Source organism: Erythrobacter sp. 3-20A1M (genome assembly GCF_018636735.1).
Lineage (GTDB): Bacteria > Pseudomonadota > Alphaproteobacteria > Sphingomonadales > Sphingomonadaceae > Alteriqipengyuania.
In genome coordinates this window covers 2594874-2607446 of the sequence record NZ_CP045200.1, presented here as the reverse complement: position 1 = coordinate 2607446, position 12573 = coordinate 2594874, and the positions used below count along the sequence as shown (strand labels likewise).

Below are 12573 nucleotides of genomic sequence, written 5' to 3'. Positions count from 1 at the left end.
TATCCATCAAGCGGCGCGGTGTGCCGCGCCACACCCGAGGAAGGCACCGATGACCTTGCAACTTACTTTTCTGGGCGGTGCCGGTACGGTCACCGGATCGAAATATCTCGTCGAGACCGACGACTGCAAAATCCTTGTCGACTGCGGCCTGTTCCAAGGTTTCAAGCAGCTACGCCTGCGCAATCGCCAACCCCTCCCCATCGCGCCGCGCGATATCGATGCCGTTCTTCTCACGCATGCCCATCTTGATCATTCGGGTTTCATTCCGGCGCTTGTCCGCGACGGTTTCCGTGGCCCCGTGATCAGCACGCACGCGACCTTCAAGCTGTGCGAGCTCCTGCTCCCCGACAGCGGCTATCTCATGGAAGCGGACGCACGCTATGCCAACAAGCGCGGGTTCAGCAAACACACGCCGGCTCTTCCACTCTATACCGAACGCGATGCAAAGGCGGCGCTTACCTCCTTCGCTCCGACCAGCTTCGACGAACCGTCGAAAGTTGCCGAAGGCTGCAGCGCGATCTTCCGGCCAATGGGGCATATTCTCGGGGCGGCCAGCATCGAACTGAACTGTAACGGCAAGCGGATCGTCTTTTCGGGTGATGTCGGCCGCTACTCCGCAGCAACGATGATCGATCCGGTGCGAGTTCCGCGAGCAGACTATCTTGTTGTCGAGTCGACCTATGGCAACCGACACCATGACGAGACCGACCCCGAAACCGCTTTGGAAGAGGTCATCAACCGCACCATCGGGCGCGGCGGAAGCGTCATCATCCCGTCATTTGCGGTCGGACGCGCCCAGACGCTGCTGTTTCATTTGAGCCAGCTGCGTCGCCGCGGACGGCTTGGTCCTGTACCGATCTTCCTCAACAGCCCGATGGCGGTCAACGCAAGTTCGATCTTCTGCGACCATGTTGGAGAGCACCGCCTAACGCAAGACCAGTGCCGGGAGGCCTGCGGCATTGCCGAATACGTCCGTGACGTCGAGGACTCAAAGCGCCTCAATCGCGACCCCATGCCCAAAGTCATTGTCGCGGCCAGCGGGATGGCGACGGGCGGAAGGATATTGCATCATCTCAAAGCTTATGCCCCCGATCCCCGCAACACGATCCTCCTGGCCGGTTTCCAGGCCGGCGGGACGCGGGGCGCAGCCCTGCGCGATGGTGCGAGCGAACTGAAGATCCACGGAGAGTTCATCCCTGTGCGCGCAGAGGTTGCCAGTCTCGACATGCTGTCTGCCCATGCCGATCAGGGCGAACTCCTGCGATGGCTTGGCGGCTTCGAGGATCCGCCGGTCCAGACATTCGTGACTCACGGTGAGCCGGAGGCCTCCGATACGTTTCGCCGTTGCATCACCGAACGGCTTGGGTGGGAGGCGCGGGTGCCCGAACACGGCGAGCGCGTGGTGCTCGAGTGAGAGCGAGCGGTCCTCAGATGCTTACCGACCACACAGTGGCGCCTCATGGCCTGCGCGTCCGACGCCTCGGCATCGAGACCGGTGGCGAAGCGATCGTGTTCATGCACGCCGACTGTCCAGTCGCCCGTTCGGAAGGGTTCGCGACGCGGACGCGCGTGGAAGTCCATGCGGGAGGCCGCCGCGCACTCGCAACGCTCTTTTTCACGACAAACGGCCTGCTCGACCCCGACGAGGTCGGACTGCCAAACGCTCTTTGGCGCCAGCTTCATGCTGGCGATGGCGATGTCATTGAGGTGCGTCATCCGCAGCCACTCGCTTCGATGAGCGATGTGCGCGCCAAGATCTACGGCCATCGGCTCGAGCAGGACCGGCTTGCGCGGATCGTCGCGGATATCGCCACCGGCCGCTATTCCGACGTGGAACTCGCCGCCTTTGTGACCGCCTTTGCGGGGCAGCCGCTCGACGTAACCGAAACTGCGGCGTTGACACGTGCCATGCTTGAAGCGGGTGACCGGCTCGACTGGCCCGATGAACTCGTTTTGGACAAACACTGCGTCGGCGGGCTCCCGGCCAACCGCACCACTCCGCTCATTGTGGCGATTGTCACCGCTGCCGGCTTCACCATGCCCAAAACTTCTTCCCGCGCCATCACCTCGCCGGCAGGGACAGCCGATGCGATGGAAGTGATGGCTCCAGTCAATCTCGATCTGGCAGCGATGCGGCGCGTAGTCGAGCGTGAGGGCGGATGTGTCGTCTGGGGCGGCAATGTGCGCCTGAGCCCGGCTGACGACATCCTGATCGGCGTCGAGCGCGCGCTCGATGTGGATAGTGAAGTCCAACTTGTCGCGTCCATCCTGTCCAAGAAGCTCGCGGCCGGGGCGACGCATGTCCTGCTCGATCTGCCCGTGGGCGCAACCGCCAAAGTGCGCTCACCAGCTGAAGCAGCCAGGCTCAGCGCGCATCTGGTCGCGGTCGCGGCGGAATTCCATCTCTCGGTGACCCCGGTATTGACCGATGGGACACAGCCGGTGGGGTCGGGCATCGGGCCAGCGCTCGAGGCGCACGATGTTCTCGCCGTCCTGCGCAGAGCACCCGATGCTCCGGCGGACCTGCGCGAGCGGGCGATTGATCTGTCAGGCAGAATTCTCGACCTCGCTGGCGGACCGTCCGGGCGGGGGCATGCGCAGGCCAGCGCGATCCTCGACGACGGCCAGGCGCTCGACAAGTTCATGGCGATCTGCGAGGCGCAAGGGGGCTTTTCCGAACCGTCCACCGCACCGCTGCGATATACGATCAGCGCCCCGCGCAGTGCCAGGGTGGCGGCATTCGACAATCGGACGCTGGCGCGTATTGCCAAGTTGGCGGGTGCACCGCGATCCAAATCGGCAGGCATATCGCTGCATGTGAAGCTGGGTGCGACAGTAGCGCGGGGAGAGCCGATCTTCACCGTTCACGCGGAGAGCCGCGGCGAACTGGACTACGCGCTGGCCTTCGCCGCCGCCAATCCCGACGCCATCCGATTGGCAAGCCTATGAATCCGGTTCTGTTCTCGCTCAGCGCCTCGCCCGACATGGCGGCTCACTTGTGTGCCGAGACCGGCATGGAGCTTGGAGAAATCGCTTGGCGGCAGTTTCCGGACGGCGAGAGCTATGTGCGTCTGTTGTCCTCCGTCCGTGGGCGAGACGTCGTTCTGCTGTGCACGCTCGATCGGCCCGATACCAAGGCCTTGGCCCTCTTGTTCGCGGCCGACAAGGCACGCGAAATGGGCGCGCGCCGCGTTAGCCTCGTTGCGCCCTATCTGGCTTATATGCGCCAGGACAAGGCCTTCAATGAAGGCGAAGCCGTAACTTCGGTCACTTTTGCGCGTCTACTCTCGCGTGCGTTCGATGGGCTCATCACTGTCGATCCGCACCTGCACCGACATCCGGACCTAGGCGCGGTCTATTCCATCCCGGCCATTGCGGTTCAGGCCGCACCCGCAATCGCCGCGTGGATACGCCGGGAAGTCCCCAATCCGCTCCTTATCGGTCCCGATGAGGAGAGCGGTCAGTGGGTCGAAGAAATCGCTAGCCTGGCCGGCGCTCCCTACGCAGTTCTCCGCAAGGAGCGCAGGGGCGATTACGACGTCAGTATCTCGGCCGACAATCTTCCTGATTTATCCAACCTTACGCCGGTGATCATTGATGACATCGCCTCAAGCGCCCGCACAATGATCGAAGCGGCGCACATTCTTCGGGAAACAGCTGCCGCAACGCCGATCGCGATCGTCGTCCATCCGATCCTGGCAGGCGATGCCTTTGGGAAACTGCAGGCGGCGGGCACCGCCAGGGTCGTCAGTACCGACACCATCGCGCACCCATCCAACGCAATCAGTGTCGTGCCGCAAATTGCTGCAGCGCTAAAAGCGTGGCGCGATGAAACAGCCCGGCCGGAATCTTCGTCGGCGGGGCGTCAACGCGTCAACCAAGGCCCTTCGTAGTGATGCGGACAGAACACCCGCCACGAAGCAGCGACCGTGGTGATGGGTCAGACAGTCGGTGTGCAGGAGATTATTCGAGATTCGATGCCATCTTCCCATGAGCGGCCGCCGTCGTCCCGACAACATGCCAGGTGCTTGTTCGTTGCAGGTGAGCCAAGACATTCCTGCGCCCGTCCGGGCAGGTACTGTCAGCCAATGTCCCGCACAATCCACTTGGCGGTACGCCCCGGAGAACCGCTCGAGACCTGACAGATATCTGCCCGTTCTAATCAGCCGAGGACCCTTCCACATTGGCTCGAAGCGAGGACTCTGCAGGGGCACATTCACAATCGAGAAAGCCATGCTCGATGCACGTGCGGCACATCTGCAGGAGTCGGGTTTTCAGCGCACGGCGTGCGCGGTGCAACCTGACGGTCACATTGTTGACCGTCGTGTCGAGACTTTTCGCGATGTCGTCCCGAGGCTCTTCGAGCAAATCGGCGCGCCAGATGACCTCCGCATAGTCGGGTTGCAACGTCGGCAGGAGCCGGTAAAGGCAATTGCACACTGCCTGGTCAAGATCCACCTCTGGTTGCGTGTGCGCATGGCTGCTCTCGGCAAGCTCATGCGGATCGACACCGATCTCCTTGCTGCGCCGTCGGATGACAGTCCGCTGGAAATCGGCAATCGTCGTTGCCAGAACGCGCGAAAGCCAACCTTTGACCGACTTTGCCTCGCGAAGGTCTCCGGCGCGCTCGATCGCCCGGAGCATGAAGCGCTGCAGAACCTCCTCCGCTTCGTGGGAACTGAGGAGACGCCGATTCAGGAATTTGAGAATGTCCTGATGACTGTCCACCAGCGCCCGTCGGACGGCTTCGTCCATCGGCCTCAAGGCATCGTCGCAGGCAGCGGCCGAAGTGGCAGGATCATCATCCATCGAGCTTCCAATACAAGTATTCCGCTGAGGATCGCCTACCTCAAACTTCTGCAACAGAGCGCCACACTACAGGAAGCTCTTATCATGTTTAGCGGGAATCGTTTGCTCACAATCCAGGCTTATCGTGGACGCCTCAAATGCCGATGACGACCAGCGCCTCGTCTCGTCGTCGGGATCACCCGGGCAACGCAGCAAGCGCGCGCGGGCTTATGCCTGCGGCCGTGAAGGATGGCACAAGATGATCGACCTGGCGATTACCGTCCACTTGCTGGCGCTGACCGACGATACGGGTCTGGCCCAACACGCCCGGCACCATTTCGTCGACCGTTCTCACGGCTACTGTCTCGATGACAACGCGCGAGCGGTAACCGTAATGTGCCGTCTGGCCCACCTGCGCTCGCTAAGCGCCGCAGAGCAACACGCTCTCGCCGCTTATGCCGCGTTCCTCGATCATGCTTTCGACCGGCAGGCACGATATTTCAGGAACTTCATGACGTATGATCGGCGCTGGCTGGACGAGGAAGCGGCTGAGGATGCTTGCGCTCGCGCTGTTCATGCCTTGTGCGTCATGATTGCGATGCCCCCTCAGGACTGGATGCGGGTCTGGGGACGCGATCTTCTCGAAGCGGTTCTGCCGCGCCTGCACGAGCTCGCTTCGCCGCGTTCGTGGAGCCTGGTCCTGACGGGTCTGGACACATTGCTGCGCAACAGCTCTCCCTGGACGGAAGCGGAGCAGCTGCGCGAGCACCTGGCGCATGCATTGCTGCAGCGCTGGCGGGACGCGGTGCAACCTGCCTGGCCCTGGTTCGAAGACGGGCTGGCCTACGACAATGGACGCCTGGCCGAGGCCGCGATTACGACCGGTACGGTGCTGGGCATCGCTGACCTGCGGGAGGCTGGACTATCGGCCCTGCAGGCACTCTGGGACTGGCAATACGACGGAAAGGTCTTTCACCCCGTCGGTACGCACAGTTTTGGGCGCAGGCACCAACTGCCGTGCAGGTTCGATCAGCAACCCATCGAAGCCCATGCGATGATCGATGGGTGCCTCGCCGCCGCCAGTTCTGGCGTCGAGACCGCCCTGTGGCGCGAGCGAGCGGATATCGCGATGGCATGGTTTTTCGGACGAAATGATCTTGGCTGCTCGCTCGTGGAACCGGAAAAAGGTCTGTGTCATGATGGCCTTCACGAGGACCGGATGAATGCCAACGCAGGCGCGGAATCGACGCTCGCCTATATCGGCGCGTTCCTCTCGATGGCTTCGCTGGAGAGACAGCGGTGACCAGCAGGCGACTCAGGACGCCTTCAAAGCCTTGTCCAAGGACCCAACTGGAGAGGCGCTGGGGAAGCAGGGCGCTGTGACAACAGGCATTTTGCCCCTCAGCGACCCGCCTTTCCAAAAAGCTCTGCGAGTTCGGCGAACTTCGCGCGCTGCGCTTCCTTGTCGCCGCTCTCGATCGCTTCCTGGACACAGTCATGGGCATGAATGCCGAGAACCCTGGCTCTCGTTGCCCGCAATGCGGCTTCCATCGCAGCGATTTGATGCAGGATATCGACGCAGTACCGCTCATCTTCCAACATGCGGATCACACCCCTCGCCTGGCCTTCGACCCGCCGCAGACGAGCGATTTCCTTGGTGAACTTCATCTCTCGATCCCTCGTCGCCTCAGGGCATATCATACCAAATGCACCGCTCTTCCTTACCCTACCGGGGTAACGTTTACAAATGCCCGCCTGTCGGCTAACGGAGAATGGTGTCGAAGCACTAGCCTGTCCATCGGAGCGGGACAAACCGCGAAGCGCGCCGAATTTGCCGGTCAGAAGCAAGGAGCCGATCATGACGCAATTGCCCATTCCCCGCGCGATCCTCGTCTGGGGCACGGCTTTCAGCCTGTTCCTGATGATCAGTCTTATTGCCTGTATCCTTTACGGTTTGGCCCTTCCTTCCGGATTCGAAATGCACCGCGCCTGGTCGCCCTGGCTCCCCGGGTTTGAATGGCTGACACTCGGCGGTGTTCTCGCGGGTCTGTTTTGGTCCTTGATCTACGGTTTTTGGGCAGCGGCCCTCCTCGTCCCCCTGCACCGCCTCGCAAGGCGCTGGTTCGGAGTTGCAAATGACTGATCACAAGACCTGCTGCGACCCTGCCAGCGGCGCGCTGCCGACCGAAGGCGTAGCGATTGATCCGGTTTGCGGCATGAGCGTGACGATCGCCGGAGCCGAGCACAGCGCCGAGCACGACGGCGCGCGCCACTACTTCTGCTCCGCGCACTGCCAGCAGAAATTCGCAACCGATCCCGAAATGTATCTGAGCGGAACGCATCTGCAGGCGGTCGAGGACCTGCCCGAGGGCACGATTTACACCTGTCCGATGCACCCGGAAATCCGGCAGCAAGGACCAGGCTCGTGCCCGATTTGCGGCATGGCGCTCGAACCGGAAACCTTCAGCCTCGATGACGGCCCCGATCCGGAGCTCATCGACATGAGCCGGCGCTTCTGGATAAGTCTGGCCTTCACTATCCCGTTGTTCGTCTACGCGATGGGCGACCTGATTCCGGGGCAGCCGTTTTCACAGCTTGTCGAACCGGCCTTGGCGCAATGGATACAGCTGACGCTGGCCACACCTGTCGTGCTCTGGGGCGCTTGGCCATTCTTTACGCGCGGTCTGCAATCGGTCCGGACGATGAACCTCAACATGTTCACGCTGATCGGGCTCGGCGTCGCCATCGCCTACGCGTTCAGCGTCGTGGGAACGATTGCGCCGCACATCTTCCCGCCCGGTTTTCACGATGCCGATGGGCGGGTGGCGGTCTATTTCGAAGCCGCGGCGGTCATCGCCACGCTTGTCCTGCTCGGGCAGGTGCTCGAACTCAAGGCGCGCGGCGCAACATCGAGCGCGCTGCGCGCGCTGCTCGAACTCGCTCCGCCGACCGCGCTAAAACTCCTGCCCGACGGTTCGGAGCGCGAGGTTGCTCTCGATCAGGTGGCTACGGGCGATCGCCTGCGCGTCCGCCCCGGCGACAAGATCGCCGTCGACGGCCGTATTCTTGAAGGCTCGAGCAGCGTCGATGAATCGATGATCAGCGGCGAGCCGCTACCGGTGAAAAAGTCGGTCGGCGACGAGGTGACGGGGGGTACGGTCAACCAGACCGGCGGCTTTGTCATGTCTGCGGAACGCGTGGGCAAGGACACGATGCTGTCAAAGATCGTGCAGATGGTGGCCGAGGCGCAGCGCAGCCGCGCGCCGATCCAGCGTCTGGCCGATCTTGTCGCGGGCTGGTTCGTGCCCGTCGTAATCGGCATCGCCGTACTCACCTTCGCTGCCTGGTCGGTCTGGGGGCCGGAACCGGCGTTCGCGTATGGCCTGGTCAATGCCGTAGCCGTACTCATCATTGCCTGCCCCTGCGCCCTGGGCCTCGCCACGCCGATGTCGATCATGACCGGGACCGGCAAGGGTGCGCAAAACGGTATCCTGGTGAAAAATGCCGAGGCGCTCGAGACCTTCGAGAAGGTCGACACTATCGTCGTCGACAAGACCGGGACGCTGACCGAAGGCCGACCGGAGCTGGTCATGGTCGAACCTGCACAGGGCATCGATGAATCGGAGATGCTACGCCTGGTGGGTGCCGCCGAAATCGGCAGTGAGCACCCGCTCGCCGAGGCGATCGTCAAAGGCGCTCGCACTCGCGGCCACAAGTTCGAGGCGGCGAGCGATTTTTCCTCCGTGACGGGCGAAGGTATCGAGGCACGCGTTGGCAAGCGACACGTCGCGATCGGCAACGCAAAGATGATGCACCGGGTCGGTGCCTATGACGCGATCATGGCCGACGCCGCCGAAACCGCGCGCGCGAAGGGGCGGACGGTGATGTTCGTCGCCATCGACGGCAAGCCGGCCGGGCTGATTGGCGTCGCCGATCCGATCAAGCCGACGAGCGCGCGCGCCATCGGCCGTCTCCACGCAGCCGGTATTCGGGTGGTCATGCTGACCGGCGACAGCGAGGCAACCGCACGCGCCGTGGCAAACGAAGTGGGGATCGACGAGGTTCATGCCGATGTCTCGCCTGCGGACAAGAACCGCATCGTTGGTGAATTGAAGGCGGCAGGCAAGACTGTCGCAATGGCGGGCGACGGGATCAACGATGCGCCTGCGCTCGCCGCGGCCGATGTTGGCGTGGCGATGGGAACCGGCACCGATGTCGCGATCGAAAGCGCCGGTATGACCCTTGTGCGCGGCGATCTCGAAGGTCTGGCCCAAGCGCACCGGCTCTCGAGTGCAACCATGCGCAACATCCGCCAGAATCTGTTCTTCGCCTTTGCCTACAACTCGCTCGGCGTGCCGATCGCCGCTGGCGTTCTGTTCCCCTGGTTTGGCATATTGCTGAGCCCGATGATTGCGGCAGCCGCGATGAGCCTCTCGTCGGTATCGGTTATCGGCAATGCTCTGAGACTGCGGACGCTCGATCTCAGAAGCGAGCCATGACAGTGTGAATAAGCTCTGGCGCCCTGTCCGTCGGCTGATCCGCTGGAAGTTGGGCCAGTCGGCGCGCAAGGTGCTCGAAACGAGAACTCTCAAGCGGGTGGATGGCGCGTGGCTGCGGTGGTTGCCGGATGAGATTGATCTGTTGCTCGCGAACCTGGAGCCACAGGCGAACGAACTGCGCGCCTTGTCCGATCTTGGTCAACTTCCGAGCGCAGGCAATCGTCTCATGGTGGAGCTAGCCATCTACACCGCCGCGGCCTATCGGGCATTGCTCGAAGCAGGGCTCTCCAGAGAATCGTCGCGCAGCGTGGTCGCCGACATCGGGTGGGACGTCTACGCGCTTCTTCTGCGGCTGAGTTCGCTCCCTCTCCGTCTGGTCACGCGAGATCCCGGCAAGCGGCTACGCGGCACGATCGGACTGCTGCTGCGCTTTCCGTTCAACGCGCCTGGCGCACCGGGTTACGCGGTGGAGGTGCGCCGGGAGGGCGACGACCTCATCACCCACTTTACCCACTGTCCGCCGCAGACCCTTATACGGACCCTCATTGCGGAAACGGGCGACTGCGGCGACCTAGAAGCTTTTTACGAAAGCTGGTGCCGGTACGACTGGCCCGGCGCCGACATCATCGCGAATGACGGCGGCCGAGGCCATTATGAGCGGCGACAGACGCTCTCCCGCGGCGACCCGGTCTGCGATATGTGCTGGAAGGCGCAAGCCAGGTCGAACGGAACGTAAGCGGGAACAGGCGAATGCAGCCCCCGCTGGCAGCTCTCGAAAAACTCATACCGGGTTGATGGCCGTCTTCACGGTCGACGCGCGGTAAATCCGCTCAATGGCTTCGGCGAGCACCCGATCGAATTCCTCGTCATCCATCCCGGCGCGCAGATCCTGCAGAAGCGCCCGGCTGAAGCTTGCCACAAGCGCATGATTTTTCGCCAGCTCATCACAAGCCTCTTCCTGCGAATACCCGCCTGAAAGCGCCAACACCCGCGCACAGCTGGGATGTCCCACAAGCGGCGCAAATAGGTCTGGCGCTGCTGGCATGGAAAGCTTGAGCATTACCCGGCGGCCAATTGGCTGTCTATCGAGTGCTTTCGTCAGCGCGCCAAGAAGTATAGTGTCGCATTCGGCGCGCGACTTGCTTTTCAGGTTCACCTCCGGCTCGACGATTGGCATCAGGCCCTTGTCCAGAATGCGATTTGCGATGTCGAATTGTTGATCGACAATAGCGCCAATGGCTCCGGTGGACGCCTCGTTGATCAGCGAACGCATTTTCGTACCAAAAACGCCCTTGGCCTTTGCGCGGACAAGCAAGGTCTCGAGAGCCGGAATCGGCTTCATGAGCCGAACCCCATCCTTTTCGTCTTCCAGACCCCGATCGATCTTGACGAAGGGCACGATGCCACGCTGCCGGAGCAAGTCCGGCACGGGTGTGCCGTCCACCTCGCCATCCATCGTTTTCTCGAACAGGATCGCACCCAGGATCTTGCGGCCATCGAACGACGGAGCGGTAATGAGCCGGCTCCGCATCTTATGGATGAGGGCGAACATCTTCTCTTCACCGGAATAATCGTGAGCGCTGATGCCATAGTTTGCCAGCGCAGTCGGCGTCGAACCGCCTGACTGGTCGAGCGCAGCAACGAAGCCCGCACCGCCAATGATTTGTGCCATCAGTACCGGGTCGTGCATGCACTGCCTCCGTTCATCCGGGCGTCGATTGCCTTTTTGCGTGTCACTTCCGTCCGCGGGAGATTTCACGCCTTGCACCTCCGGCTAAATGTGCCGTGCTCGCCGACACCAGGACCTCGGACCAGAATACCGCGCGCGTTGGAGCTGCCAGCGGGTATGGTCATCGGCGGTCACCCATGAAGCGGAGCAGAAACAGGAACAGGTTGATGAAATCGAGATACAGCGTCAGTGCACCCATTACGATCGCCTTGCCGCGGAAGTCGCTGCCCCTAACCTCAGAATAGATATTCCTGATCTTTTGGGTGTCATAGGCCGTGAGCCCGGCAAACAGCAGAACTCCAATGCCGCTCACGATCATGTCCATCACCGAGGATTTCAGGAACATGTTGACGAGCATGGCGATGATCAGGCCGAACACCCCCATGATCAGGAACGATCCCCACGCGGACAAATCGCGCTTGGTCGTATAGCCCCACAAGCTCAACGCGGCAAAGGCCGATGCCGCCACGAAAAAGGTTCGGGCGATGCTGACTCCAGTGTAAGCAAGGAAAATAGTAGCGAGCGACACGCCCATGAGTGCCGCGTAGCTCCAGAACATGGCCTTGACCGCCGTCTCGGAAAACCGATTGATGCCAAAGCTCAGGGCAAGCACTAGCGCCAGGGGCGCGAATACAGCGACCCATCCCAATCCTGTCGGCGCTCCGGTTGCAGCAAAGAACAGTGCGCGTACACTGTCCGTGCTGGCCACGAATAGCGCGACCAAGCCGGTGAGCAGCAATCCGCTGGCCATATAATTGTAGACGCCGAGCATATAGGATCGCAGCCCCGAATCGTAGATTTGCGCGGGCGCCCCCGCGTGGGACCGTAAAGCGTGCTGATCTAGAGTTTTGAGTGGGTCTGCCATTGTGAAGTCCTCCTGCGCCGGACCGCTGACGGTGCCGGATTTCTGCCGCCGCCGTCTGAAGACGTTTGAGCCTCCGGTGAATTACAGTTTGCTGTCGTTATGCAGACCCGCTTTAGACGACAAGAGCGCCATGGAAGAGGAAGACCTCCGTCGTCGCTTGAACGCACCTGTCCAGCGGGCTCGGTTGCGGCGCGATACGCTTCAGTCATGGGTATAGGTGAAATGCACCGTCACAGGCGGCTTGCGATGCATCGCGTGCGGAGCCTGCTTCGATTGCGACGGTAGCATGTGCGGCGGGCGGTCCACGACAATTCCGATCCGGTAATTGATGCCTCGGGCAAAGGTTGTGTACCCGCCGAAAGTCAGCGCGCCCGCGACAGTCATCGGTTGCAGGCGAACCGATCGTTGTATTCCGCCAGGTTCGAGGATATGCGCGGTGACATTCGCGTCCCTGATTCTGGCCCCTGAAGCCTTTTCAAAGACAGCGGCCGTGATGTGCATGCTGTGAGAGCTTGCCGGCGTGCCGCCATGCATCTCCGCCTCGGGATGGCCGGTTGGATGACCCTTCACCACTGCCGCCGGCACCACGCCTAGATACACCGTGAGACCACCCGCGCTCTGAGAACCATCGATTACACCCGCATTGGCTGTGACCGGAGCGAAGAGCATTCCTGCTAGGCCCACCGCAGCAA

The 12573-nt window shown here is 62.0% G+C and carries 12 protein-coding genes; 7 read left to right on the top strand and 5 right to left on the bottom strand.

The window, feature by feature from the left end:
- Positions 1-49: 49 nt before the first annotated feature.
- From F7D01_RS12715 to F7D01_RS12705, 3 genes are read left to right on the top strand one after another with little or no spacing between them, the layout of a single operon-like run.
- Entirely contained in the window at positions 50-1414 is a 1365-nt protein-coding gene (locus tag F7D01_RS12715; protein ID WP_119083579.1) for an MBL fold metallo-hydrolase RNA specificity domain-containing protein, read from the top strand.
- A gap of 17 nt (positions 1415-1431) precedes the next feature.
- A complete protein-coding gene (locus tag F7D01_RS12710) occupies positions 1432-2949 on the top strand; it encodes a thymidine phosphorylase family protein (RefSeq protein ID WP_119083580.1) in 1518 nt (505 codons plus the stop codon).
- The gene (locus F7D01_RS12705) at positions 2946-3893 is read left to right on the top strand and encodes a ribose-phosphate diphosphokinase (RefSeq protein WP_119083581.1); all 948 of its coding nucleotides are present in this window, start codon (positions 2946-2948) and stop codon (positions 3891-3893) included. The genes F7D01_RS12710 and F7D01_RS12705 overlap by 4 nt, the downstream gene beginning before the upstream one ends.
- Before the next feature lie 265 nt (positions 3894-4158).
- Here the strand turns inward: F7D01_RS12705 and F7D01_RS12700 are convergent, their stop codons facing one another.
- Complete coding sequence (locus tag F7D01_RS12700; RefSeq protein ID WP_215227870.1) at positions 4159-4809, bottom strand: RNA polymerase sigma factor; 651 nt, start codon at positions 4807-4809, stop codon at positions 4159-4161.
- A 238-nt stretch (positions 4810-5047) separates the two neighbouring features.
- On the opposite strand from F7D01_RS12700, the gene F7D01_RS12695 reads away from it, so the two are divergent.
- A complete protein-coding gene (locus F7D01_RS12695) occupies positions 5048-6091 on the top strand; it encodes a hypothetical protein (RefSeq protein WP_119083583.1) in 1044 nt (347 codons plus the stop codon).
- Between the two features lie 98 nt (positions 6092-6189).
- Here F7D01_RS12695 and F7D01_RS12690 read toward each other — a convergent pair whose 3' ends face one another.
- Complete coding sequence (locus F7D01_RS12690) at positions 6190-6456, bottom strand: metal-sensitive transcriptional regulator (protein WP_119084634.1); 267 nt, start codon at positions 6454-6456, stop codon at positions 6190-6192.
- Positions 6457-6646: 190 nt separating this feature from the next.
- Between F7D01_RS12690 and F7D01_RS12685 the strand changes: the two genes are divergently transcribed.
- The 3 genes from F7D01_RS12685 to F7D01_RS12675 are packed head-to-tail and all read left to right on the top strand — an operon-like array spanning position 6647 to position 10023.
- Positions 6647-6931, top strand: a complete 285-nt coding sequence (locus F7D01_RS12685; protein WP_119083584.1) for a hypothetical protein — start codon at positions 6647-6649, stop codon at positions 6929-6931.
- Entirely contained in the window at positions 6924-9287 is a 2364-nt protein-coding gene (locus tag F7D01_RS12680; protein WP_119083585.1) for a heavy metal translocating P-type ATPase, read from the top strand. The genes F7D01_RS12685 and F7D01_RS12680 overlap by 8 nt, the downstream gene beginning before the upstream one ends.
- A 4-nt stretch (positions 9288-9291) precedes the next feature.
- Complete coding sequence (locus F7D01_RS12675; RefSeq protein WP_119083586.1) at positions 9292-10023, top strand: hypothetical protein; 732 nt, start codon at positions 9292-9294, stop codon at positions 10021-10023.
- Between the two features lie 45 nt (positions 10024-10068).
- Here the strand turns inward: F7D01_RS12675 and F7D01_RS12670 are convergent, their stop codons facing one another.
- The 3 genes from F7D01_RS12670 to F7D01_RS12660 form a co-directional block, all read right to left on the bottom strand.
- A complete protein-coding gene (locus tag F7D01_RS12670; protein WP_119083587.1) occupies positions 10069-10977 on the bottom strand; it encodes a fructose bisphosphate aldolase in 909 nt (302 codons plus the stop codon).
- A 160-nt stretch (positions 10978-11137) separates the two neighbouring features.
- Complete coding sequence (locus F7D01_RS12665) at positions 11138-11881, bottom strand: Bax inhibitor-1/YccA family protein (protein ID WP_119083588.1); 744 nt, start codon at positions 11879-11881, stop codon at positions 11138-11140.
- Between the two features lie 201 nt (positions 11882-12082).
- On the bottom strand, positions 12083-12550 hold the full coding sequence (locus F7D01_RS12660; protein ID WP_215227869.1) for a hypothetical protein: 468 nt from the start codon (positions 12548-12550) through the stop codon (positions 12083-12085).
- Positions 12551-12573: the final 23 nt, after the last annotated feature.